20 protein-coding genes and 2 tRNA genes are annotated in these 23314 nt (G+C 62.3%); 11 read left to right on the top strand and 11 right to left on the bottom strand.

All coding sequences use genetic code 11. The features are described 5' to 3' along the window. The first annotated feature begins 19 nt into the window (after positions 1 to 19). Together OKA05_RS01315 and OKA05_RS01310 are read left to right on the top strand one after the other, a co-directional pair. A tRNA-Leu gene (locus tag OKA05_RS01315) sits at positions 20 to 99 on the top strand. Between the two features lie 33 nt (positions 100 to 132). Beyond that, positions 133 to 957 (top strand): LpxI family protein, encoded by an 825-nt coding sequence (locus OKA05_RS01310; protein ID WP_264485279.1) that lies wholly within the window; start codon positions 133 to 135, stop codon positions 955 to 957. A gap of 153 nt (positions 958 to 1110) precedes the next feature. On the opposite strand, the gene rnc is transcribed toward OKA05_RS01310, so the two are convergent. Both rnc and OKA05_RS01300 read right to left on the bottom strand, forming a co-directional pair. Beyond that, entirely contained in the window at positions 1111 to 1797 is a 687-nt protein-coding gene (gene rnc, locus OKA05_RS01305) for a ribonuclease III (RefSeq protein ID WP_264485278.1), read from the bottom strand. A 62-nt stretch (positions 1798 to 1859) separates the two neighbouring features. Then, positions 1860 to 1934, bottom strand: a tRNA-His gene (locus OKA05_RS01300). 125 nt (positions 1935 to 2059) lie between these two features. Between OKA05_RS01300 and OKA05_RS01295 the strand changes: the two genes are divergently transcribed. Continuing rightward, the gene (locus tag OKA05_RS01295) at positions 2060 to 2365 is read left to right on the top strand and encodes a Smr/MutS family protein (RefSeq protein ID WP_264485277.1); all 306 of its coding nucleotides are present in this window, start codon (positions 2060 to 2062) and stop codon (positions 2363 to 2365) included. Here OKA05_RS01295 and OKA05_RS01290 read toward each other — a convergent pair. The 4 genes from OKA05_RS01290 to OKA05_RS01275 form a co-directional block, all read right to left on the bottom strand. Then, positions 2319 to 2843 (bottom strand): cob(I)yrinic acid a,c-diamide adenosyltransferase, encoded by a 525-nt coding sequence (locus tag OKA05_RS01290; protein ID WP_264485276.1) that lies wholly within the window; start codon positions 2841 to 2843, stop codon positions 2319 to 2321. The two genes, OKA05_RS01295 and OKA05_RS01290, sit on opposite strands and share 47 nt — an antisense overlap. 9 nt (positions 2844 to 2852) lie before the next feature. Continuing rightward, positions 2853 to 3704: a rhomboid family intramembrane serine protease gene (locus OKA05_RS01285; RefSeq protein WP_264485275.1), complete on the bottom strand. Its 852-nt coding sequence runs from the start codon at positions 3702 to 3704 to the stop codon at positions 2853 to 2855. Between the two features lie 64 nt (positions 3705 to 3768). Next, positions 3769 to 4566, bottom strand: a complete 798-nt coding sequence (locus OKA05_RS01280) for a CAAX prenyl protease-related protein (protein WP_264485274.1) — start codon at positions 4564 to 4566, stop codon at positions 3769 to 3771. 26 nt (positions 4567 to 4592) lie between these two features. Beyond that, on the bottom strand, positions 4593 to 5762 hold the full coding sequence (locus tag OKA05_RS01275; protein WP_343226941.1) for an aminotransferase class I/II-fold pyridoxal phosphate-dependent enzyme: 1170 nt from the start codon (positions 5760 to 5762) through the stop codon (positions 4593 to 4595). 387 nt (positions 5763 to 6149) lie between these two features. Between OKA05_RS01275 and OKA05_RS01270 the strand changes: the two genes are divergently transcribed. Both OKA05_RS01270 and OKA05_RS01265 read left to right on the top strand, forming a co-directional pair. Further along, the gene (locus OKA05_RS01270; protein ID WP_264485272.1) at positions 6150 to 6326 is read left to right on the top strand and encodes a hypothetical protein; all 177 of its coding nucleotides are present in this window, start codon (positions 6150 to 6152) and stop codon (positions 6324 to 6326) included. A gap of 238 nt (positions 6327 to 6564) precedes the next feature. After that, on the top strand, positions 6565 to 7461 hold the full coding sequence (locus tag OKA05_RS01265; RefSeq protein WP_264485271.1) for a metal ABC transporter substrate-binding protein: 897 nt from the start codon (positions 6565 to 6567) through the stop codon (positions 7459 to 7461). Between the two features lie 209 nt (positions 7462 to 7670). On the opposite strand, the gene OKA05_RS01260 is transcribed toward OKA05_RS01265, so the two are convergent. Then, positions 7671 to 9359, bottom strand: coding sequence for a putative manganese-dependent inorganic diphosphatase (locus OKA05_RS01260; RefSeq protein ID WP_264485270.1), 1689 nt, complete (start codon positions 9357 to 9359; stop codon positions 7671 to 7673). A 109-nt stretch (positions 9360 to 9468) separates the two neighbouring features. On the opposite strand from OKA05_RS01260, the gene OKA05_RS01255 reads away from it, so the two are divergent. Then, on the top strand, positions 9469 to 9669 hold the full coding sequence (locus tag OKA05_RS01255) for a type II toxin-antitoxin system VapB family antitoxin (RefSeq protein WP_264485269.1): 201 nt from the start codon (positions 9469 to 9471) through the stop codon (positions 9667 to 9669). Beyond that, positions 9666 to 10067, top strand: a complete 402-nt coding sequence (gene vapC, locus OKA05_RS01250) for a type II toxin-antitoxin system VapC family toxin (protein ID WP_264485268.1) — start codon at positions 9666 to 9668, stop codon at positions 10065 to 10067. The genes OKA05_RS01255 and vapC overlap by 4 nt, the downstream gene beginning before the upstream one ends. A gap of 182 nt (positions 10068 to 10249) precedes the next feature. Here vapC and argS read toward each other — a convergent pair whose 3' ends face one another. Both argS and OKA05_RS01240 read right to left on the bottom strand, forming a co-directional pair. Then, positions 10250 to 11992 (bottom strand): arginine--tRNA ligase, encoded by a 1743-nt coding sequence (argS, locus tag OKA05_RS01245; protein WP_264485267.1) that lies wholly within the window; start codon positions 11990 to 11992, stop codon positions 10250 to 10252. 211 nt (positions 11993 to 12203) lie between these two features. After that, complete coding sequence (locus OKA05_RS01240) at positions 12204 to 12683, bottom strand: PTS sugar transporter subunit IIA (protein ID WP_264485266.1); 480 nt, start codon at positions 12681 to 12683, stop codon at positions 12204 to 12206. 161 nt (positions 12684 to 12844) lie between these two features. Here OKA05_RS01240 and OKA05_RS01235 point away from each other — a divergent pair, with 161 nt between their 5' ends. From OKA05_RS01235 to ligA, 3 genes are all read left to right on the top strand, one after another. Next, the gene (locus OKA05_RS01235) at positions 12845 to 13339 is read left to right on the top strand and encodes a hypothetical protein (protein ID WP_264485265.1); all 495 of its coding nucleotides are present in this window, start codon (positions 12845 to 12847) and stop codon (positions 13337 to 13339) included. Between the two features lie 19 nt (positions 13340 to 13358). Next, on the top strand, positions 13359 to 14420 hold the full coding sequence (locus tag OKA05_RS01230) for a hypothetical protein (protein ID WP_264485264.1): 1062 nt from the start codon (positions 13359 to 13361) through the stop codon (positions 14418 to 14420). A 77-nt stretch (positions 14421 to 14497) separates the two neighbouring features. After that, a complete protein-coding gene (gene ligA, locus OKA05_RS01225) occupies positions 14498 to 17476 on the top strand; it encodes an NAD-dependent DNA ligase LigA (RefSeq protein ID WP_264485263.1) in 2979 nt (992 codons plus the stop codon). Positions 17477 to 17662: 186 nt separating this feature from the next. On the opposite strand, the gene OKA05_RS01220 is transcribed toward ligA, so the two are convergent. Together OKA05_RS01220 and OKA05_RS01215 are read right to left on the bottom strand one after the other, a co-directional pair. Further along, on the bottom strand, positions 17663 to 19267 hold the full coding sequence (locus OKA05_RS01220) for a c-type cytochrome domain-containing protein (protein ID WP_264485262.1): 1605 nt from the start codon (positions 19265 to 19267) through the stop codon (positions 17663 to 17665). Positions 19268 to 19323: 56 nt separating this feature from the next. After that, complete coding sequence (locus OKA05_RS01215) at positions 19324 to 19548, bottom strand: hypothetical protein (RefSeq protein WP_264485261.1); 225 nt, start codon at positions 19546 to 19548, stop codon at positions 19324 to 19326. A gap of 268 nt (positions 19549 to 19816) precedes the next feature. Between OKA05_RS01215 and OKA05_RS01210 the strand changes: the two genes are divergently transcribed. Next, positions 19817 to 23182 (top strand): beta strand repeat-containing protein, encoded by a 3366-nt coding sequence (locus tag OKA05_RS01210; RefSeq protein WP_264485260.1) that lies wholly within the window; start codon positions 19817 to 19819, stop codon positions 23180 to 23182. The last annotated feature ends 132 nt before the right edge of the window (positions 23183 to 23314 follow it).

The raw sequence follows: 23314 nt of genomic DNA, 5'->3' as shown, positions 1-23314 counted from the left end.
TCTCCCCGGCACACCGAAGGGCGGCTTGGCGGAATTGGTAGACGCGCTCGACTCAAAATCGAGTTCTAACGAGTGTGGGTTCGAGTCCCACAGCCGCTACGGGTACTCTCCGGGACCCCCTATATTCGAGGCATGGCGGAGACACGGACCATCGGCATCATCGCAGGTAACGGCGTTTACCCCGAAACTTTCGCCCGCGCGGCTCGCGCGAAGTGTCCGGATATCCGGCTGGTCGCGGCCGCTTTCGAAGGTGAGACCCAGCCGGGATTCCTCGACCTGGTCGATGCTTCCGGCTGGTTCCGCGTCGGCCAGCTCGGCAAGCTGATCAAGTTCTTCAAGTCCCACCAGGCGACCGAGGCAATCATGGTCGGCCAGATCGCGCCAAAGAACCTCTTCGACCTCCGCCCCGACCTGCGCACGCTGATGCTGCTCGCGCGGCTGAAGCAGCGAAATGCCGAGTCCCTTTTCGGCGGCATCGCCGACGAGCTGGCCAAGGACCACATCCAGTTGCTGCCGGCCACCACGTTTTTGGAGGATTTGCTGCCCAAGGCCGGCCACGTCTGCGGTCCGGTGCTGAAAAAGCGCCAGCTTGAGGACGCGGCCTTCGGCTTCAAGATCGCGAAGGAAACCAGCCGCCTCGACATCGGCCAGACCGTGGTGGTCCGTCACGGCACCGTGCTCGCGGTGGAGGCCTTCGAGGGCACCAATGCCTGCATCAAGCGCGGCGGCGAACTCGGTCACGGCAAGGACGTGATGCTGGTGAAGGTTTCCAAGCCCAACCAGGACTTCCGATTCGATGTCCCCGTGGTCGGCCCGCTGACCATCGAAACCTGCCACGCCGCGGGGGTGGGATCGATCACCGTGGAAGCCGGCAAGACATTGTTGTTAGAGCGGGAGGCGGTCTTCCGGCTATGCCAGGAGCACGGGATCAGCGTGCATGCGATGGAGGAGATTTGAGGCCGCTGGGAGCGCGGAGCCTCCGGCCCGCAGAATTACGGGAAAACTCCACTCCTTGTTCGAGCCTGCATTGCCAAGACCCGCCGCGCCAGTGCTTCTGCGGGCCAGCGGCTCCGCGCTCCCAGCGGACAAGCGGGCAACAGCCCCTCCTGCTCAAGCCTTCTCCCACAGCCTCGTCCGCAGCGCCTCACCGGCAGCACGGGCTTCGGCTTCCTTCTTGCTCTTCCCCTTCCCGACGGCAAGCACCAGACCACGCCACGAGACTTCCGCTTGGAAGACCTTCCGGTGATCCGGGCCGCTCTCCGCAAGCATGCGGTAATTAGGGGCCTGTGGATGGATGGCTTGCAGGCACTCCTGAAGCTCGCCCTTCGGGTTGCGCTCCTCCGGACTGCCAGCGAGCGCCTCGATCTCGGATTGGAAAAGCCGCAGCACGAGATCCCGGGCACCGGTGTAACCGATGTCCAGATAGACCGCACCGATCAAGGCCTCGAAGCCATCGGCCAACGTCGACATGCGGCGACGGCCTCCGGTGGCTTCCTCGCCCTTGCCGAGCAGGACGTAGCTCCCGAGGTCGATGCTCAGCGCGAACCGGGCAAGCGCGCGGCGTGAGACAAGCTGCGACCGCAGTTTGGTCAGGCGGCCTTCCGGGAAATCCGGAAACATCCGATAAAGGTCCTCCGTGAGGATGAGCTGGAGCACGGCATCGCCAAGGAACTCCAAGCGTTGGTTATCGAAGTGGGGCCGTTGGGACTCGTAAGCGAGACTCGGATGGGTCATCGCCTCGGCTAATAGAAGCGAGTTACGAAACTTGTATCCGAGGCGGCTCTCGAGACTTTCCATACGGCATGACCACCCGTTTCCGCCTCTTCAAACCGGAGCCGCTAGGCTCCCGAAGAAAGAGGTGGGGTGACCGACGGGACTCGAACCCGCAACAACCAGAATCACAATCTGGGGCTCTACCATTGAACTACGGCCACCATTTCACCGGCGGGCCGGAGAACTAAGCGAAGCCCCGCTCGCTTGCAAAGGTAAAAATCGCATGTAGTTGCCGCCTTTTCGCCCCTCGCCATCCGGAGTCTCGGGGACGAGAATCCGGGCGCTCATGGAAGACGAACCCCATCCCGTCCCGGTGACGAACGAGCTGGATCTGCACACCTTCCGCCCTTCGGAGATCGGCGAGCTGCTGCCGGAGTATTTCTCCGAGTGCTTGCGTCTCGGCATTCGCGGGGTGCGGGTGATCCACGGGAAAGGCACCGGCACCCTCCGGCAAGGCGTTCATGCGCTGCTCCGGCGGCTGCCCGAGGTGGCGGAATTCCACTACCCCGCGGCCGAAGGCGGTTGGGGCGCGACCTGGGTGATACTCAGGCCGACCGCGCCAGAATCCACAGCAGGTCCGACAGGCGATTGAAAAACAGCCGCAGCAGCAGCGAAACTTCCCCACCCGCATCGTGGTGCTTCAGAACCGCCCGCTCGGCTCGCCGGGCGATGGTCCGCGCGAAATCCATGCCGGCCCGCGCCATCGAGTGCTCGACGCCCGGCCTCGCCCACCCCTTGAAGACGATGCCGCGGCTCTCGAAGTCGCGAGCGGTGGTCTCGATCCATTCGAGGTCGGCCTCGGTGACCTTGGCGTAGCCCGCCATGGTATAGCGGGCCTCGTCACAGGATAGGCAGGCAAACTGTCCCATCAGCCCCACGAGCAACTCCTGCACCCGGTCGATGATCGCCTCAACCTCTTCCGCGGCCCCCGCGGCACGCGCAAGACCCAGCGCGGCATTCAGCTCGTCCACCGTCCCCAGCACTTCGATGCGTTGGGAGGCCTTCGAAATGCGGCGGCCAAAAAGAAGATCGGTTTCGCCGTCGTCGCCGCGGCCGGTAATGATGCTCATGCGCGGATCTTAGACAGCCGCATCGTCTTTCGTCCGCTCGAATTTCTGCGCGACCGCTCCTAACAAGAATCCGCCGGTCCAGCCCGCGACATGGCCAGCCACATCGACCCTCCCTGCATCCGGCCCGTCGCCACCGGTGCCCCACCAGCCGAGCACGATAAAGCCTGTCAAAACCGGCACCATCAACGGGCGCAGCTCGCGCAACGAGTGGAACTTCCAAGCCCGGATCGTCGCCACCCCGGTCAGCACGCCGACCGCGGCGAAGGTCGCAGTGGAGGCACCGAGCGACGTGAAGTGGTCCGGATAGCGCGCCCACGCATTGACCAGATTTCCTAACATTCCACCGCCAAGAATGAGCGCCCAGCCACGCCAAGCACCCACCGTATGGGCCACCATCACGCAAAAGATCCCGCCGATGCCGATGTTCGACAGCAGGTGCCCGGCATCGGCATGCAGGAACAGCGCGGTGAACGCCCGCCACCATTCCCCACCCTCGACGAGCGCCTGGCTGGAATTGCAGAAGCGGTCCACCAGCGAGAGATCCTGGCCTTGCCACCAGAAGACGATCAGCAGCGACAGCGCCCACATCAGCGCGAGCTCGATGCCCGCGGGAAACACCGGCGGCTCCACCCGCACCCGCCGCTCGGACTGCTCGCTTTCATAAAGCGCGAACTCGCGACGGATTCCCGGCACCTCGGCGGAGGGGGCGTGCAACGCGTATTGGCCGGCATCGGGAAAAATCCAGCATTCCTGGTTCATCGCCAGCACCACCAGCGCGTGCTCCTGCGCCTCGCCCAGCGATGGCCACGCGCCCACCGGCACCAACTCCGGCAGTTCTTCCGCGCTCACGTTTTCGTCCATGTGTCGCGACTCTCCAGCACGAATCGCCACCGCGCCAATCGAATTCCGGGCATCCTGCCCGCCCTCACCACAGCCCGTATTTCCCGTAGCCGATCGCAAACAACCCCATCAGCAGGTTCGCCACGCCATGCATGATCACGCAGGCACCGAGATTCTTGCTCCAGATGCAGAGCAGGTAGGTCAGCGAGCCATAGACGAAGGCCCCGGCGTAATCGACCGGTGCGTGGGCCACCATGAACAAGGCGGTAACGATGGCATAGGACTTCCACGACGGCTCGCCGAAGGGCCGCTTCCAGTAGTCCCCTTCCCAATCCACTACGAAGCGCATCATGAAAGCGCGCCACAGGATCTCCTCAACCAGTGCCACCACTACGACCGCGCGGACGAAGCGCATCACCAGTGCCGCCCAAAAGGCAGGCGTGCCATCGCCGAAGGCTTCGGCGGGATTGAAGCCCTTGGTCCGGGACGCGAGCCCAAGCCATTTCTGCCAGCCCGTCGTTTCGCCGGTCAGCCCGAGGCGGTCATACATCACGGTCGGCAGCAGCCAGAAGCCAATGCCCACCGCGCCAAAGATCACGCCGGCAATGGACCACTTCCACGACCAACGGAATTCATAGTACTTCCACCAGCGTGCCAGCAGTACCAGCGTCACCAGCGTTTGCAGCGGATAGATCCACTGCTCCGGCCAATGCCGCCACCATGGCGCCGCAGGATGCGACCAGCCGAACAGGCTGGCGAAGACCTGCAACAACAGCAGGAACCCCATGAACACGCCGAAGGGCACGATCTGGGCACGGATCCAAGCGTCGGAATCTTGAATCCGAAGGGAGGAGGCCGGGGTCCGATCAGGATTTCCGTCCATTTGCGAGCGAGCCCCGGTGAATCGTGTTAGAGTCGCCCGACGAAGCGCTCCATCTTGTCCATCGCCAGCTTCAGGTCATCGAAGCCGGTCGCGTAGCAGCAGCGCAGGAAGCCTTCGCCCGAGGTGCCGAAGGCGCTACCGGGCACGGCCGCCACGCCTTCTTCTTCGAGCAGGCGCATCGCGAAGTCCTTCGACGACAGGCCGGTCTCGCGGATGTCCGGGAAGACGTAGAACGCCCCGCCCGGCGAGTGACAGCTGAGGCCCATCTGGTTCAGGCGCTTCACCAGGAAATCGCGGCGCTGGTGGTAAGCGTCGCGCATCTTGGCGACTTCCGGCGCACCATTCTCCAGCGCCTCGATCGCGGCCATCTGGCTCATGATCGGCGCGCAGAGCATCGAGTACTGGTGGATCTTCATCATCGCTTCCGTGATCGGCTGCGGCGCACAGGCGTAGCCGAGGCGGAAGCCGGTCATCGCAAAGGCCTTTGAGAAGCCGTGGAGCAGGATCGTGCGCTCCTTCATCCCCGGCAGCGCGGCGATGGAGACGTGCTCCTCCGAAGCATCGTAGCGCAGCTCGCTGTAAATCTCATCGGTCAGCACGAACAGGTCGTGCTCGATGCAGAGCTTGGCGATGCCTTCCAGATCCTCGCGGCTGGCGGTCGCGCCAGTCGGATTCGTGGGGAAATTCAGCATCAGCACCCGGCTCTTCGGGGTGATGACTTTGGCCAGCTCCTCGGGCTTGAGTGAAAAGCCGTCGCGCTTGCGCGTGTGGACGCCCACCGCGGTGCCATACGCCATTACGATGCTCGGCGAATACGAGACGTAGCAGGGCTCATGGTAGATCACCTCGTCGCCCGGATTGATCAGGGCGCGCAGGGCGATGTCGATGGCTTCTGAAACCCCGACGGTGACCAGCACCTCGGTCAGGGCATCATACTGGACGTGGAAGAAATCCGAAACGTAGCGGGCGATGGACTTGCGCAGTGCGGGCAGGCCCAGATTGGAGGTGTAGGAAGTGTGGCCCTTCTCCAAGGCGTAGATGGCGGCTTCGCGAATATGCCAAGGAGTCGTAAAGTCGGGCTCACCAACGCCGAGGGAAATGACTCCCTCACGACCTTGAACAAGCTCGAAGAAATCGCGGATTCCCGAGCGGGGAATGCCGGCGATCTGACGGGCGATTTTCTGCGAATAGTCCATATACATACCCGGACCCTGCCGGGGGCGCGCATTTCAGGGGGGAAACCGGACGCCGTCAACGATGGGGAGCGGATTCGCGAGGGTTCACCGCGCCCGTCATTTGCGTGGGGAAAATAGGCAGCCTCACTGCCAAGACCCCAGGCTCGCGAAGGAAGAAGATTCGAACCCTCGGGGAAGCTTTGTCTCTGATGTAGGTAGTCCCGGCTTCAGCCGGACACGCCGGAGTGTGAGGGCCGTATTCTTATTGATCCGGTTCAAACCGGGAGCACTTGCCTCGAATCCAAGCCGCCGGCATGGATTCGACCGACCTACTGGCGCGATCGAGGAAACGGGTCTAACATCATCAGAGGCGTCATTCATCGCCCCCGCAGCCCAACCACCACTACCATGAAACATCCGATTAAAGCCCTTGGCCTCCTTTTTGCGGCCTCCAGCCTGCTCGCCAGCGTGGGTTGCGACCGCAAGGAGAAGGTCCTCGATGTGAAAACGCCCGGTGGCGGGATCGAGATCGAGCGCGACAAAAAGACCGGAGATGTGGACATCAAGGTCGAGGAGAAGAGGTGAATGGAAATGCACCATTCACGGCTATTCACCAGTTGTTCACAACAGACCGGTGAATCGATCGCTTGATTCCAACGATCGATTCAATCGTACAATCCGCTAAGCCTCAGCAACTCCATCAGAAGGATCTCACGCAATATTTCTGACGATCGTTTGATTCAAATCGGGACTTGTTCACAGTGACGCAATTCGCTATCGCAAAATTCTTGCGAAAGGAGAGCCCCTCGCCAGAATTTTGGCCATGCGCACGACGCCCCTGCTCATTGGACTGCTTTCCTTGTCCCTCCGGCTGCCCCTCGTGGCCGCCGAGCTGAAGGTCGCCAGCCTTCATCCCCTCATTGGCGACCTCGCCAAGCAAGTGGGTGGCGAGCGGGTCGAGGTAGTCGACCTGATTGGCAAGAATAGCGACCCCCATCATTTCGAGCCGGTCGCGGCCGACCTCCAGAAGGCCGGGGACGCGAAGCTCTACCTCGCCTCCGGGATGGGAATGGAAAGCTACATGGAATCGCTGCGCGGCATCGTCGGCACCAAGGCGCAGGTCGTGGAGATTGGCAAGGACCTGCCTTCAATCGAAGGCGAGTGCGACCACGAAGGACACGATCACGAGGGTCATGACCACGAGCATGAAATCGACCCGCACTGGTGGCACTCCATCGACCTCTTCCGCCGCGCAGCTACGATCACCGCGGACACCTTTGCCAAGGCCGACCCGGCCGGCGCCGAGTCCTACGCCAAGAATGCGGCCGCCTACCGCACGAAGCTCGATGAGCTGGAACGCTGGACCCGCAAGGAAATCGCCCGCATTCCACGGGACAAGCGCCATCTCGCCACCGCTCACGCGGCCTTCGGCTACTTCTGCAAGGACTTCGGCTTCGAGCCGGTCTCCGTGCAGGGCATGAATCGCGAGCAGATGCCGGATCCGAAGAAGCTCGCCGCACTGGTGGCGGAACTGAAGGAGCACCAAGTCGGCGCGATTTTCCCGGAGAAGGAGTCGAATCCCAAGATCCTGGAGGCCCTCACCAAGGACACCGGCATCAAGCTCGGCGATGCGCTCATCGCCGACGGCTCCACCGCGGAAAGCTACGAAGCGATGATGCGCCACAACGTGACCGCGATCGTAAAAGGCTTGGGGAAGTAATCGAGCGGCTTCGCGTAGGCGCGCTGGTAACAGCGCGGAACGGTCCCTTGATGCGAGCAGCCCAAGTGCTTCCGCATTGTCACCAATGCGCCTACGCTAAGAAGGAACGCCCTTCGCGTAGGCGCACTTGTGAAAGTGCGGAGCGGTCCCTCGAAGCACGCAGTTCCCGTGCTCCGCATTGTCACCAATGCGCCTACGGAAACCCGAACTCACCCCGCCCTCCGCAGCGCCTGACAAACCGCCGGAAAAATCTGCTTCTTCCGACTGACCACACCAGGAGCGTCGTACAGACTCGCATCGATCCGGGCGTAAGGCAGGTTCGCAACAAAGCGCGGATCACCCGCGGCAAGGACCACGCTGTGGTGCTCGGCGATGTCGGTCACGACCAGCACCGCCAGTTCGTAACCATTGTCGGCGGCGAGCGCTTTCAAAGCCTCCTCCAGCTCCTTGCGGCGCGGCTCGAAAGCTTCCAGACCCAGTTCCTCGACCTGGGCAATGGTGACCTTCACGCCCTCATCGTCGAACTCCTTGCGGTCGGCATTGAGGATCGCATCCGGCGTGCCGGTCGCGAGCAGCGAGCCAACGGCGAAGAACTCCGCCTTGAAGGTCGCGGGATCGATGCCCGCCAATTCGCTCAACCAGCCGAGCATCTCATGATCCAGCTCGGCGGTGGTCGGCGAGGTAAGGCAAAGCGTGTCGGCGATGATCCCGGCGCAAAGGCACAGTGCAGTTCCCTTGTCGGGTTCCAGATAGCGATGGCGGAACTTGCGGGCGACCAGCGTGGAGGTCGAGCCGACGGGTTCGTTGAGGAAACGGATCGGCTCGCGCGACACTAGGTCGCCGGCCAGGCGGTGGTGGTCGATGACCTCGACGATCTCGCATTCCTCGACGCCGGTGACGGCTTGGGCGAATTCGTTGTGATCGACCAGTGCCAGCCGGGTGCGCGGCGGGTCGATGAGGTCGGACTTCGACAACACGCCGATCATTTCACCATGGACGCCTTGGACCGGGAAAAGATCCTGCTCCAGCTTGGCGAGGCTCTTGCGAAGGCGCGACACCGGCTCCCCGGCGGGCACGGTAGCAAAGTTGCTGTCCATCACGTGGCGGACGGTGCGCGAGCAGCGGATCAGCGTGGAGCAGCTCGCCGTGTCCTGCGAGCACATCAGGATGATGACGCCGCGCTTGCGGGCGAGATCGCGGAGGGCCGGCTCAATACCATTGCCACCGGTGACGAGCAGGGCGCGCGCGCCATTCTCAATCGCGTAGTGCTGCACCACCGGCCGATCGCCGCAGATGACGAAGAAGTGGCCGACGTTGCCTTCCTTGGCAGCCGTTTTGAGGCGTCGCTCGACGGTGGATTGCGAGGAAGCGCCGACGAGCAGGATGAGTTCCTCCTCCATGTCTCCCTCCGGCATATCAGCCCCGACGCTTTCCGCCTGCAGCGTCGTCGCGATTTTCGAGAGGGCGACATTGACGGTGCGGACTTGCAGGCCGCTGCCATCGCCGGGGACGAGTAGCTCGAGCAAATCGAGATAGCGCAGGATTCCTTCGACCTCGCCATTGGCATCGACCACCGGCACGCAGCGGACCCCGCTGGCGAGCATCCGGCGGTAGGCGACCAGGAAGGTGTCGCTCGGTGCCACTTGGACGACGTCGCGGCGGCAGATCAACCCAGCGGAGGTGCGGACATCGGTGACCAACGCCGGGGTCTCGATGCCCGCCTTCTCCAGCACCCAGGCAGTGCGAGCCGGCACCTCGCCGCAGCGGGCGGCCTCGGCACTCGGCTCGCCAGTCGCACGCAGCAAGGCCGCGTTGCCGATGGCGGAGCAAATGGCGTCCGTATCGGGATTCTTGTGGCCGATGACGTAAAACGGGAGTTGGCGACGAGGCGGTTCCATGCTGGGAGCGGGGGCCGGAACGCTATGTGAATACGTTGTCTTGCCAAGCGCCAAAGGCGGCGCAGAAAGCCGCATTGACCCGAGCCCGTGTTTGTGCGAACCGTTGCACATGGCAACCAACATCCAACTGGATGAGGAGCTGATTTCCGAAGCCCAGAAGCTCGGCAATCACGCGTCGAAGCGCGCCACCGTTGAAGACGCCTTGCGCGAATACGTTCAGCGGAGAAAGCAGATGGAGGTCATCAAGCTTTTCGGTCAAATCGACTTTGAAGAAGGCCACGACTACAAGTCGGCCCGAAAGCGCCGATGAAGGTGGTGGTTGATACGTCAGTGTGGTCGTTGGCCTTCCGGCGGAGGGCAACGGTCGTGTCAAAGCACGTCGATCTCCTCACGGACCTGATTCACGACGGGAGGGTGGTATTGCTCGGACTCGTTCGGCAGGAACTCCTATCCGGAATTCGTCATGGCGATCAGTTCGAGCGTTTGCGCACCCAGTTGCGTGCCTTTCCTGAAATCGAGATGGAGACAGCGGATCACGAAGTCGCCGCCGCGCACTTCAACACCTGCATGGCCGCAGGCATTCAGGGCAGCACGATCGATTTCTTGATCTGCGCGTATGCGTCGCGGCGGAACTACCAAATCCTTTCCACCGATCCAGACTTCGGATTCTTCGCCAAACACATCCCGGTGGCGTTGCTGACGTTTTGAGACGACTCAACCTCCTGTCCGCTCGTGGATACGAAGAGGCCACAGGTCGGAACGGCATGCCAGCGTGCCCGAAGTGCGGACTTCCCGGGATGGATCGGCTCCACCTAGGTGCTTCCCCGCAGCAGAGCTGCAAACAGTCCGGGTCTCCGACTACCGGTGGGGGTGCAACCCGGTGGGCCAGCTTACATCCGCTCCGGACAGCGGATGCCTAGCAGGCCGAGGCCGGTGCTCAGCACGCGGCTGGTCAGCTCGCACAGCGCAAGGCGACTCGAGCGGACGGGCTCCTCCGACTTGAGGACCGGACAGGCTTCGTAGAACGAATGGAAAGCGCGGGCCAACTCTAGCAAGTAGTTCGCGAGCAGGTTCGGGCGGTGGTCGTCGAGAACCTGCGGCAGGACCTCGCCGAAACGGGCAAGCAAGCGCGCGAGATGAACCTCGGCATCCTCGGTAAGATGTAGGGCGACACCGGACGGATCAAAAGGCCCGTCCAGCTTGCGGAAGATGGCGCGGATACGAACGAAGCTGTTCTGGAGATACGGTGCCGTGTCGCCTTGCAGGGCAAGCATGCGGTCCCAGGCGAAGACGTAGTCGGTCAGGCGGTTCTGCGAGAGTTCGGCGAACTTCACCGCGCCAATGCCGACGATCTCTGAAACCTCCTTCGCCTCGTCACCGGTGAGATCCGGGTTCTTCTCCGCGATGGCCGCGGCGGCGCGCTCGACCGCTTCACCGAGCACCTCGATGAGGCCGACGTTTTCACCGGACCGGGTCCGCATCAGCTTGCGGTCTTCACCGAGAATCGAGCCGAAGGCGATATGGCGGAACTCGCCCTTCTTCCTCCAGCGATGGGCAGCTTCGAAGATCTGGCGGAAGTGGAGCTGCTGCGGAACGCCGACGACATACCAGATCTCGTCCGCCTTCCACTCGTCCACGCGATATTCGAGCGTCGCGAGATCGGTGGTAGCGTAGAGGAAGCCACCGTCGGCCTTGCGGATGATCGAGGGATTGTCGGTCCAGCCTTCCTCGCGGTGGACCTTGAAGGGATCCTGCTCCGGAGGCTTGGTCTCATCGGAGAAGATGCAGACCGCGCCCTCGCTGACCCGGGCGAGGCCCTTGTCCAGGAACTCATCGACGAGGCTGGCGAGGCGGTCATTGAAGTAGCTCTCGCCGAGCCAGTGGTCGAAGGTGATGTCGAGCCGGTCGTAGATCTTCTGAAGGCCTGCCTTCGAGACATCGATGCAGCGCTGCCAGATGGCGAGGTTTTCGGAATCACCGGCCTGGAGCTTCACCAGCTCGGCCTTGCAGGTGTCGAGCACGCCGGGCTGTTCCTTGGTCGCATTGACGTCGCGGTAAATGCGCAGCAGCTCGGCGATCGGATCGACGGCGAGCGCGTCCTCATTGAGCAAGGTCTTCCAGCCGTGCAGGATCATGCCGAACTGCGTACCCCAGTCGCCGATGTGGTTGTCGGTGATCACCTTGAACCCGAGGAAACGGGAAATGCGCGCCAGCGAGTCGCCGATGATGGTCGAGCGGATGTGGCCAACGTGCATCGGTTTGGCCACGTTGGGCGCCGAGAAATCGACGACCACCGTGCGCCCTGCACCAATGTCCGGCACACCGAGCCTCGCATCCGCGAGCTGGGCTTGCGCGCGCGTCGCAAAGGTCGCCGGGCTGATCTTGAAATTGATGAAGCCAGGACCGGCGATGTCCGCGCTGCCAAGGTCGCCGAGATCAAGGGCATCGATCACCTGCTGGGCCAGCGCGCGCGGGTTGGCCTTGCGTTGCTTGGCGAGCGCCATGGCGGCATTGCTTTGATAGTCGCCGAAACGCAGGTCGGTGGCGGCTACGACTGGCGCGTCGACGGTTTCACCGAGCACCTGCTGGAGGGCGGCGGACAGGCGAGATTCAAGGTCCTGGATCAGGGTCATGGGAAAGAAAGAGAGAGGGATTCACCGCCAAGACGCCAAGGACGCCAAGTGCAGAGTGATTGGGAAGGAGGTCATTGGGAAACGGGTGACAACGAAACGAGCGAAACAGACGAAAGGAAGAAGGGAACGATGTCCCCCGGCACCAGCATCGTCGCTGAAACTTGCCGCACTTGGCGTCTTGGCGGTTCCTTCCTCTAAGCCGAGGCCTCGATCACGCCATGCCAGCGGCCTTGGGCGGCTTGCCGGCGAAGATGTCGAGGATCTCCTGATGGCAGCCGGCCTCGCCGAGTCGTCGTCGGATCTCGGCATTCGTGAACATCTTCGCGATCGCCGCCAAGGTCTGCAGGTGCAGGTGGTAGTCCTTCTTCGGCACCAGAAAGAGGATCACGAAGTGGACCGGCTTGCCGTCCAGCGACTCGAAATCGATGCCTCTGTTCGAACGCCCGAAGATGGTGATCACCTTGTCGAGCTTCTCGGAAAACGCGTGCGGGATGGCGACGCCGTAGCCGACACCGGTACTGACCTGCTCCTCGCGAATTTTCAGGGCGGCCAGGATCTCCTCGCGCATCTCACCCGGTAGCGTCGAGCAGGAGACAAGATGGTCGATCAGCTCCACGATGGCGGGCCAATGCTCCCCAGCGGTCATCTCAAGGATGATTCTTTCGGGAGTAAGCAGGTTGGCCAACTTCATGCGTTTCGATTCTTGGTGGAGATATTCTCTCTCCCGGGGGGGCGCCGGAGGTACCCAGCCGGCAAGGGATTTGCAAGCGGTTTTCGGGCCGGACGCGTGGGCTCTTCGCCGCGGGATTGGCGCTTGCGGAGAATACCACCGGCTCCCTAGCCTCCCCGCCCATGAGGTGGATTTCACGCGGACTGACGGTTCTCGGAGCGGTGGTGCTCTGCCAGTGTGGCGGAGCCATGGGTGGCGGCAACATGGGTGGCCCGACCGTTGAGGAGCGCCGCGCGGCGGTCGCCAGCGAACCCACCGGAGACTTCTTCTACGGGCGCCGCTACTACATCCAGAAGACCCGCTTCTGGGGCTACGTGAAACGTCCCCGCCAGGGCTGGGACAAGGCGAAGCTGGTCATTGTCCGAGAGGACAAGAAGCGCCAGCCCGACCGCCTGCCGGAGAATGGCCCGGACGGCCAGCGCTACGGCTACGACCAGAATTACGAGTACCGCCTCAACGGTTACTTCACCGGCAAGGAAGCTTACGACCCGAACAGCAACCAGTTCCTGCCGGAATTCATGCTGACCGGCTACGAGGTGGTGAATCGCAATCCGGGCTGGCTCTTCCGCCCGGATGACCGCTATGATCCCTACCGGATCACGGTGTATCCGCGCTAGACCGACCTCCTCCTCCCACATGAGCCACAAGCCCCCTCGCGACGGACTCGGCGTACAAAAGGTAAAAGCCAGGGCGGGTGCCAATCGCCCGTGGTCCCTGTCGCGGATGAGGAACGGTCTGGGCTTTCAAAAGGCCAAGCGCAAGAACGCCCGCGAGACCGGCATCGGCGCCGCGCCGACGATGGGCCAGGTCCACCGCCTGATCAAGAACGCGGACTCGCGCCTACCGGTCCGCTACGTGACCGCTGCGGCGATCTTCTTCTTCGGCTGCACCTGCATGTTCATGGGTGCCACCGCTGCCGCGGCCCTGCTCTGGTGGTTCCGCGGTGGCGGCGGCTCCCACGAAGCAAAAGCCATCAACTTTGGCAGCCCGACCATGGTCCACAATGTGCCGGCTCCCCCGCCTGAGGAGCTGGAAAAGACCGTCACCACCCTGCTGGCCGTGCGCAACCCAAAGGAACTCGATCCGCTGATTCGTGGCAGCAGCCTGCGTCCCGACCAGATTGTCGCGAGGCTGGCTTCGCTGGAATCCGAAGATGGCAAGGTCCGCTCCGTCCGCTACTTGCGACCGATCGACTGCCGCTCCCTGCGGCTGGAGACCGTCCTCGTCACCTTCGAAACCGGACGGAACCGTCTCGCCTTCCTCTCGCCGGATGCCGACAAGCAGTGGCGCGTGGATTTCGACGGCTTCGCCCGTTACGTCCACCCGTCCTGGGACAAGATCCTCGCCGGCAGGGCGGGCGAGGCCACCGTCCGCGTCCAGGTCCTCCCGGACAACTACTACAATGGCATCTATCAGGACGAGAAATCGTGGGCCTGCTTTTCCATGCCTTCTCCCGACCACGAGACCCTGATCTTTGGCTACGTCGCACGCGGCACTCCCCAGTACGCCGCCATGGTGAGCACCATGAACCGGGCCGAACGCCGGTCTCAAGGCGGGCTCCAGCGGATGACGCTCATGATCCGGCACGCCGGTAGCGGCGACCGCCGCCAGTTCGAGATCACCCGCGTGCTTTCCGACGAATGGGCGCTCGGCGATCATCCGCTGGATGACATGCTCGCCGGGCCGATGTCGAAGTGAATGTGCTTTCCGCTACTTGAACGGGACATCTTCCCGCTTCCCCCCGCGGGAAAGATCGAGTGAGCTTTCTGCCGTCCATGGACGACCTTTTCGACCCGACCGCACCGGAAGACCGCATCCGCGAACTCCGCACCGAACTCGAGCGCCACAACCGGCTCTACTACCTCGATGCCGCTCCGGAGATCTCCGATGCCGACTACGACAAGCTGTTCCGCGAGCTGGAAGCCCTCGAAGCCAAGCATCCCGATTTCGCCGACGACAACTCCCCCACCCGTCGCGTCGGCGGCGCCCCGCTCGATAGCTTCCAGCAGGTCCGCCACCTCGTGCCGATGCTCAGCATCGACGACGTCTTCGAGATCAAGGCACCCGACGAACCACCGGCGGACTTCGTGGCAGAAGCCGAACTGATCGACTTTTACCGCAGGCTCCAGAAGAACCTCGGCCGCGAACACGTCGCTGTGACCGTGGAGCCGAAGATCGACGGCGTGGCCGTGTCACTGGTCTATCGCGACGGCAAGCTCGCCTACGCCGCCACCCGCGGCGACGGCACCACCGGAGATGACATCACGAACAACGTGCGGACGATCCGCAGGCTGCCTCTGGTCTTTGGAGGCGCATCGGCGGCCGGGCAGGACGTTGACTTGGACGAACTCCTCTTTTACCATCCTCCCCATGGACGCAGCGGTTCAAGCACAGTTGCTCGCGCAACGCCTGAAGACGGCCCGGAAGAAAGCCTCGGCCGCAAGCTCGCGGATGACCTCGCGTCAGATGATGGAGCAGATCTTCCGGAACGGCTCCGACGTGAAGCCGAATCCATTCTTGAATGGGGAACTAAGGCTGGAAGGCTCATCGACCCCGGCAAGCTCCTCGCGCTCGTAGGCGACTGGAAGAAGCTGGGTGGTCAGTCCGAACACACCGTCTTCGCCGTCGAATCGTCGAACCGCGTAATCAAGTTCACGCTTCCTCCGAATTTCGGAGCCCAGGGCGCAAAAGCCTACCTGAAGAACATCGGTGCCTCGAACCGGCTCTTCGCCGACGATATTTGCTTCCACGGCGTGTTGGAGACCCACAAGGGTCCCGCGTTCGTCATTTCGCAGCCTTTCGTGAAAGGTGACGAGCCGAACCTGGACGAAGTCGCTGCGTGGTTCCAGACCCATGGCTATCGTTCCATCGGTCACAATCGCTGGATCAACGATGCCACCGGCACGGAGGTCGCCGACGCCCACACGGGCAACCTGATCAAGACGGCAGACGGAGAACTCGTTCCCATCGATCTTCAAATCCTGCACGAAGGCAACACGGGCATTTCCCCGGTGACTTCCACTTCACCCGCTGCCATCCCGTCGCTGCTCGAAGTCCGCGGCGAGATCTTCATGCCGAATGAAGCCTTCGCCGCGATGAATGCGGAGCGTGACGAGGCAGGGTTGCCGACGTTCGTCAATCCACGCAACGCCACTGCCGGCACGCTCAAGCAGCTCGATCCCAAGATGGTGGCGAACCGTCCCCTCGCCTTCCTGGCCCACGGGCTCGGGGCCTACGATGGCCCGGAACTTCCCACCGAGCACGACTTCCATGCCTTGCTCGATGCCATCGGCATCCCACGCAATCACCCGGTGCGGATCGCGGAGTCGCTGGACGATCTGTTAGAGGCTGTCCGCAGGATCGACATCGAGCGCCACGATCTCGGCTACGGCACCGATGGAGCAGTGGTGAAAGTCCTGTCCCGCGCCGAGCGTGAGCGCCTCGGCTACACTTCCCGTGCACCGCGCTGGGCCGCTGCCTACAAGTTCCTCCCGGAACAGAAGGAAACCCTGCTCAAGGACATCACCGTCCAAGTCGGTCGCACCGGCGTGCTCACGCCCGTGGCCGAACTGGAGCCGGTCTTCGTTTCCGGCACCACCGTTTCCCGCGCCACCCTGCACAATGAGGAGGAGATCCAGCGCAAGGACATCCGCCTCGGCGACACCGTGGTCATCGAGAAAGCCGGCGAGATCATTCCAGCCGTGGTTCGGGTAGTCACTGAAAAGCGCTTGCCTGACTCCAAGCCCTTCTCGCTGCTCGATCACATCGGCGGCAAGTGCCCGTCCTGCGGCGGCCCGGTGGCGAAGGAAGAGGGCTTCGTCGCATGGCGCTGCTCGAACTTCGAATGTCCGGCCCAGGCGACGTCGAAGATCAAGCAGTTCTCCTCCCGCAAGGCGCTCGATATCGAGGGAGTCGGCGGTACCGTGGCGGACGCCCTAGTCAATCGAGGCTTCTGCCGCACCCCCCTCGACCTGTTCACCCTGCAAGCGGAGCAGCTCGCCAACCTCAACCTCGGCACGGACGACGAGCCACGGCGCTTCGGCGAGAAGAACGCAGCCAAGGTCGTCGAAGCGCTGCAGCACGCGAAGGACAAACCGCTCAATCGCTGGCTCTACGCCATGGGCATCCGCCAGGTCGGGGAGTCCGCCTCGAAGGAACTTGCCCGTTTGCACGCAGACCTCGTGTCGGTGGCTTCCAGTCCGATCCTGCAAAAGGTCGCCGACATCTCGCGATGGGAAGCGGAACGGAAGATCGTGTCGCCGAAGAACAAGGAACTCCCGCCGGCAAACGATGAAGAGAAGCAGGCACGCCAGCAGCAACACGACGAGCTCAAGGCGAGGATCGATGAAGGAGCCAAGGAACTTGCCCCCTATCGTCTCTCCCCGGACGCCGGTGCCGCGGTCGCGGAAAGCGTGACCTCGTTCTTCGCGTCGGAAGCCGGCAAGCACGTGATCGAGAAGATGGAGGAACTCGGCATTCACCCAGCATCCGGCAGTTACGCACCGAAGCCAGCCGAGGCCGATCTCTCAGCCCTGCCGCTGACCGGCAAGACCTTCGTGATCACCGGCACCCTTTCCATGGACCGAGATGAGATGAAGCGTTTCCTCGAATCCAAAGGCGCGAAAGTTTCCGGCTCCATCTCCGCCAAGACCGACTACCTGCTCTCCGGCGAAGGCGGCGGCTCCAAGCGCGACAAGGCCGAGAAACTCGGCGTGAAAGTTATCGGCGAGGAGGATCTGGCAGGGATGATCTGAGGAAGCGGAAGAAGCAACCGTGAGTCATCCCACTCCACCATGTGGAGCCCGCACCAGTGGTCGGAGGCCACGGTCCCAAAGACCTGGGCGCTTCATGGGCAGGGCGAAAGCGCCACCTGGGAAACAAAGGAGGCAGCCCAACGGCTGCCTCCCTGCACTTGAAATTTCCAATCTAACTGGAACTCCTCAAAGCCCCATGATGACCTCGCAGCCCGGCAGCTTCGCCTTGAACGCTTGGACGCCGGCGGCATCGACCTTGGTCTGCCACAGGTAGAGCTTCTTGAGATTCTTCAGCTCGGCCAGCTTGAGGATCCCTTCATTGGTCACCTGGGTGCCATAAAGATTGAGCGACTCCAGCTTGGGCAGCTTCACCAGCGCTTCAAGCGCGGCATCGGTGACCGTCGTCTCGGAAAGACGCAGCGACTTCAGCTCGGCGGCATTGGCGAGGATCTTCGCGCCATTGTCGGTCACGGTGCTGGACGAAAGGTCGAGCGACACCATGGCCGGCATCACCGACTGGAGCTTGGCCAAGTCATCATCGCCGAATTCCTTGCGCATGCTGACCGCGGTGAAGACGAGACCGCTGGATGCCTGCGATTCGAAATTGAGCGCGGCCGGGAACTCCTTGCGCAGCCGCTCGACGTCGGCTTTCACCGACTCGCGCTTTTTGGCCTCCTGTTTGACCTCCTGCTCGGCGGCGGCCTTCTTCTCCGCCAGTGCTTCGGGGGGCACCAGTTTCGCGATCGCCGACTTGATCTCGTCGGACGGCTTCAGCTCGGACAGCTTCGCATCCTTCGAGGCGCCGCTATCGATCCACCACTTGATGAGCGCGACTTCGTGCGGCCCGAGTTGGATGTCCTTCTTGTCCGGAGGCGGCATGTGCTCCTCCTCGTCCATCGGCAGTTCGAGGCGGACGACCACATTGCTCTCCGCGGACTTGCCGGGAATGATGCCATCGCCTTCCGAGCCCCCTTTGAGGAGGAGGTCATACTCCTCCATGCGGTACTTCCCCTTCACCTTCTGGTCGGCGCTATGGCAGCCGTAGCACTTTTGCTCGAGGATCGGGGTGATGATATTCGCGTAAACCACCGGATCACCGGAGGTCTGGACCGCGGTGGCCTTGGAACCCACAGGTTTCTTCTCACCGGGAGCCGCAGCCAGCTCCGTGCTCTCGGACTTGCCCTTCTTCTCCTCTTTCTCCGGCAGACCCATCACCTTGCGGACCGGATTCGGAGCATAGGTCGTCAGATAGTCGTCGCCGTGGGTCAGCGAGCCACCATCGTGGCTGACAAAGCCCATCACACCGGTGCTGCCAAGCAGCAGGGTCCAGTAGAGCCAGGTGCCCTTGCCCGCAGCGAGATCGACCCACACCTTGACCAGGAAGGCGGCGACCATGCCGCAGGAAAAGATCAGCCCGCCGTAAAGGTGGCGTTCGGCCACTTCGTCGCGGTAGTTGCCCATGCCGTAGTAGAGCAGCAGTCCCAGAATGGTCGCGACCACGGACGAAGCCGCGGCGAAGAACATCGCCATGCGGGTCGAGTAGCCAGCTCGGTTGCGCGGGATGAAGTGACCGATCTCCAGCACCAGCACCAGCAGCAGCATGCCGATCGGCAGGTGCAGGAAAACCGGGTGAAAGCGCCCGATGAATTTGGCCAGATCCGGCAGGCCGTTCTCAGGCGGTGCACCTGCCAAAAACGGCACGGAGGCCAAGGCGGCGATCACCAGCAACCCACAGATAGTCAGGAAGATCGGGCCGGTGAGGGTGGATTTTTGGGTATCAGGATCGGTCATGGGCGGGTGCTTTACGGCGGGTCGCGGCGGGCTATTGCGCAGGAAATCCGGAAAATTCAAACATCAACAACCGGCCCACTGGTTTTACCCTCGGCCTTCGATTTCTTTCCAAGAAACGGGATGAACCTCGTCAAATCGACGCCCAGTACGCCCATCGACTTCACAAAAATCAGCAATGCGGTCGCCTCGTCGAGGAACGGCAGTGGATCCGGAACCCATGAACCGAAGAACACATAGAAACCCGAGAGGAGGGCGAAAAGCAGGGCGAAGAACTTTTTCACGTGGGGATCTTACGCGGAAAACGCGGCGATTCTACCAGCGTTAGACGCGGCCGGCCGGAAACGCCGGAAGCCTCGCCGGACGCACCGCGGGCTAACATCCCGCCTCCCCACCGAGCGACAATCAAGACAAGCAATCAATTTTAAACCAATGATAAGCTAATACATTCTAACTATTCCCATCTTGACGGATTGCATCGGTGCATCGCACTACTGATAAAACCAATCTAAGATTTTTAAATTGGTTCAACCTCCAACCCTCCCCCGGCTCATGAACTTCCGGCTCATTGCAGGCAGGAATAGTCTATTCCTGCTGTACGCCAGCTTGTCCACCCCCTGCGTCTCGTTCGGACAATCGACGTGGGATGGCTCCGATGATCGCCACTGGTCCACTCCAGGAAACTGGCAGGCCAACGTTGTCCCGCCCAACGGCGGAGCCATCAAGATTGCCGATTCGACTGGCAACAACCTGAACCTTGAAGCTTCCCACTCGATTGGACTACTCACCTTCGGCACCAGTGGCACGCGGACGAGCGCATTCGTCATCCAGACAGGAAAGAACCGTGTCCTGACCTATAATGGCGGTCTGACGGCATCAGGCAGTTTCACCACAGGGGTTCCTCTCCCTTTCCGTATCCAAGGCAACCATGTGATCGGCGGAGTTGACCAGATATGGAACATCGGCGGCAGCGCGGGCACCGTCCTCAACGATAGCGGGGTGGGCTTCCTGCCGATCAACGATCAACTGGACCAAGGCAGTGTGGTGCTCGAGAAGGACATTCTCAAGCAGGGCTCCGGCCAACTCTCCTTCATCGGCGTGGCAGTGAGCGGCATCGGCGACATCGTCGGCACCACCGGATCCATCAAATTCAATGCCGGCTCGTCGTTGCCGCTGGATGTCGGCGGGCCCGGCACCATCGAGATGCAGGGCTCTTCAAAACTCTTCACAGTCGTCAATTCGGGGGTAATGGGCAATTTCAACCGCCCCATCGTGATGCGCGACAGCTCGTCATGGACACACGACTCCGGCGATGCCCGCGCGACCGTCATCGCTTCGAACATTGCCTGGCTGGACAACAGTCACCTGCTGACCGTTGATTCCAACCTTGAGCTTTCAGGGACTTGGAGCGGAACGGAAACCGTCAGCATATCCGGAGATCACCCTCTTACGCTCACGGGTGCCAACGGCGGTTTCACCGGAAGCATCGCGAACACCAATGTCACGGCGGTCCGCCTGGACGGTGCATTCGGCGGGAGTCTTTCGACCAACAACGGGATCTTGATCGCCAACGGCCTGGTCAGCGGTGACGCCACACTCACCGGGGGGACCCTCGCCCTGCGCTCGACTCTCACCGGTACGCTTTTCGCGAACCCTGGCACGAAACTCATGGGGGAGCCAACGGTCGGCGGAGATATCGATCTGGCCGGTGTCACGATCTGGGCGGACCCTTCGACCCCGGCCGCGCTTGGAAATGGCGTGGGTGATCAGCTCATACTCAGCAACGACAACGAAATCGTGCTCGCGACCGTCCCGACCGGACTCACCACCTTCCCCGTCCTCAAGTATGCCTCACTCACAGGCGGAGCCGGTGACATCGATCTCGCGGAAGGAGCGGCAAACTACCGGGGAGCGAGCCTGAGTTTCGCCACGCCCGGCGAAATTCGGGTCACCGTCGCGCCGGGCGCCGTCTCATGGAACACAACGTCGAGTGGTACTTGGAATGCGAACAGCTCGGCGAACTGGACCGGCAGCTCCACCAAATTCTTCCACCTCGATGCCGTCACCTTCCCCAACAAAGGCGACCTTACCATAACTTTGTCCGGCAGGCTTATGCCGGGCGTCATCACCTTCTCCAACACCTCCACCGACGACTACACGCTGAGTGGTTCCGGCACGATTTCCGGGGGAGCATCCATCGATAAAACCGGCAACGGAAAGGTCACCCTCGGTGGGGGATCCGCCCAAGACTACACCGGCAGCATCCGTGTCAGGAATGGCTTGCTCGTCATGGGATCCGACGGCGCCTTCGGCCACAGCTCCGGCATCACGGTGGAGGACGGAGCCCAGGTGAATATCAATGGCAAGAAGCCCGGCGACAACGCGGCCCGCGGCTACACCTACACCATCTCGGGCACCGGCAGCGACGCCGACTCCGCCGGCGCGATCGTGAACAGCGTGAACGCCGATTCGAACGGCGAAGGGCTCATAGGCAGCGCCGGAATCAAATCGCTGATCCTCGCCGGCGACGCCACGATCAGTAGCAAGGGCCGCTACGACATCGGCTTCGTCCATCTCGCGGGCCACGGCACCATCCAGGGAAACCATCACACACTAACCGTCAAAACCGACGTTGTCAGCGAGGGGGAAGGCTTCGATGGCATGGCGTTCCGCGCTCCTGCGTCCGACATCGATATCGTGGTCCTTTCGCCCGGTGTGATCTGGGCCGAAGATTTCGATGACGCTTTCGGCGGAGACAGCGGAACCCTCCGGATCAAGAGCGGCGCGAAAGCGGGCACCTACGGCTACCGTACCATCGCGACCCCTGTGTTCCTCGAAGGCGGCGGAACCTTGCACAATCAGGGCGCGGCAACCGGAACCTGGACCGGAGGAATCACCTTGGAGGGAAACGCGACCATCCGGGCCCAGACCCGGCGCATTGTCATCGCCAGCAACATCGTGGAAACCGGTGGGCCACGCAACCTCTCGAAGACCGGAGACAGCGTCCTGTCCCTGAATGGGAATGGGTCCTACACCGGCACCACCGCCGTCAGTGGAGGCACCTTCCTCGTCAATGGCTCCCTCGGGACCGGTGGAACCATCACGGTTTCCGGGAGCGCCACCATCGGCGGATCGGGCTCCATCGCTCGAGCTGTCATCGTGAACGGCACGCTGTCTCCCGGACAATCGGTGGGAGCCTTGCAAACCGCAGGCGTCACCATGGCCGCCGGATCCAAGATCAGCTTCGAGATCGACCGCTGGACCGGAACCACACCGGGCGTGGATTGGGATCTCCTCAATGCCACATCGATCACCCTGAATCAGACCACCAGCAGCCCGGTGGAAATTACCATCCCCTCGCTTCCTGCCGACTTCAACGGCACGGCCAAGACCTTAACCATCGCCGTCTCTACCGCCACCATCAGCAACTTCGACGCGAACGAGTTTGATATCTTCACACCCAACGGGCCCGCGAACTGGGCCGTAAAGCTCGCCGCTGACAATCGCATGATCCAACTCACCTATCTGGGCGGCGGTGCAGCCAGTCCCTTCGAAACCTGGGCCACCACCACCCACGGCCTCTCTGGGACCAATGCTCTCCCCGCCGGCAATCCCGATGGCGACGGTTTCACCAATTACGAGGAGTTCCTTTTCGGAGGATCGCCGAACGCGCCCACCCCCTCGCTCAGCCAGCTCACGCGTGCCGGCTCCGTCCTTACCCTCCGCTGGTTCGAAAGGAGCGGCTGCACCTACGTCCTGCAGGAAAGTTCCACGTTGGAAGATCCTTGGCCCACCAGTGCGGCCGTTCCCACCACCGACTCCGACCAGAGCGGCGCACTATCCGGTTACGTCCGGAAAAAGGCGACCCTTACCATCACCGGCGGTCGCAAGTTCCTCCGGATCCAAGGAACCGAATGAGTGGATTTTGTGATGGGCGTCCCTCGGAAGCGGACGACCCGAAGATACTAGCGTGAACCAAACCACTCCTCTCTTCCGACAACCCATTGATCATGCTCACGGCGAACACCCAACGCAAAATCGAAAGTTATC

Origin of the sequence: Luteolibacter arcticus (assembly GCF_025950235.1) — a bacterium.
In the GTDB taxonomy this organism is placed as follows: domain Bacteria; phylum Verrucomicrobiota; class Verrucomicrobiia; order Verrucomicrobiales; family Akkermansiaceae; genus Haloferula; species Haloferula arctica.
This window is presented reverse-complemented; position numbering and strand designations above follow the sequence as displayed.

Excerpts from the sequence above, each read along its gene's own strand:
- OKA05_RS01235 (WP_264485265.1), top strand. The coding sequence starts at position 12,845 with ATGAGGTGGATTTCACGCGGACTGACGGTTCTCGGAGCGGTGGTGCTC.
- OKA05_RS01255 (WP_264485269.1), top strand. The coding sequence starts at position 9,469 with ATGGCAACCAACATCCAACTGGATGAGGAGCTGATTTCCGAAGCCCAG.
- OKA05_RS01295 (WP_264485277.1), top strand. The coding sequence starts at position 2,060 with ATGGAAGACGAACCCCATCCCGTCCCGGTGACGAACGAGCTGGATCTG.
- OKA05_RS01290 (WP_264485276.1), bottom strand. The coding sequence starts at position 2,843 with ATGAGCATCATTACCGGCCGCGGCGACGACGGCGAAACCGATCTTCTT.
- argS (WP_264485267.1), bottom strand. The coding sequence starts at position 11,992 with ATGACCCTGATCCAGGACCTTGAATCTCGCCTGTCCGCCGCCCTCCAG.
- OKA05_RS01265 (WP_264485271.1), top strand. The coding sequence starts at position 6,565 with ATGCGCACGACGCCCCTGCTCATTGGACTGCTTTCCTTGTCCCTCCGG.
- ligA (WP_264485263.1), top strand. The coding sequence starts at position 14,498 with ATGGACGACCTTTTCGACCCGACCGCACCGGAAGACCGCATCCGCGAA.
- OKA05_RS01270 (WP_264485272.1), top strand. The coding sequence starts at position 6,150 with ATGAAACATCCGATTAAAGCCCTTGGCCTCCTTTTTGCGGCCTCCAGC.
- OKA05_RS01240 (WP_264485266.1), bottom strand. The coding sequence starts at position 12,683 with ATGAAGTTGGCCAACCTGCTTACTCCCGAAAGAATCATCCTTGAGATG.
- OKA05_RS01230 (WP_264485264.1), top strand. The coding sequence starts at position 13,359 with ATGAGCCACAAGCCCCCTCGCGACGGACTCGGCGTACAAAAGGTAAAA.
- OKA05_RS01220 (WP_264485262.1), bottom strand. The coding sequence starts at position 19,267 with ATGACCGATCCTGATACCCAAAAATCCACCCTCACCGGCCCGATCTTC.
- OKA05_RS01210 (WP_264485260.1), top strand. The coding sequence starts at position 19,817 with ATGAACTTCCGGCTCATTGCAGGCAGGAATAGTCTATTCCTGCTGTAC.
- OKA05_RS01280 (WP_264485274.1), bottom strand. The coding sequence starts at position 4,566 with ATGGACGGAAATCCTGATCGGACCCCGGCCTCCTCCCTTCGGATTCAA.
- rnc (WP_264485278.1), bottom strand. The coding sequence starts at position 1,797 with ATGGAAAGTCTCGAGAGCCGCCTCGGATACAAGTTTCGTAACTCGCTT.
- vapC (WP_264485268.1), top strand. The coding sequence starts at position 9,666 with ATGAAGGTGGTGGTTGATACGTCAGTGTGGTCGTTGGCCTTCCGGCGG.
- OKA05_RS01310 (WP_264485279.1), top strand. The coding sequence starts at position 133 with ATGGCGGAGACACGGACCATCGGCATCATCGCAGGTAACGGCGTTTAC.
- OKA05_RS01260 (WP_264485270.1), bottom strand. The coding sequence starts at position 9,359 with ATGGAACCGCCTCGTCGCCAACTCCCGTTTTACGTCATCGGCCACAAG.
- OKA05_RS01275 (WP_343226941.1), bottom strand. The coding sequence starts at position 5,762 with ATGGACTATTCGCAGAAAATCGCCCGTCAGATCGCCGGCATTCCCCGC.
- OKA05_RS01285 (WP_264485275.1), bottom strand. The coding sequence starts at position 3,704 with ATGGACGAAAACGTGAGCGCGGAAGAACTGCCGGAGTTGGTGCCGGTG.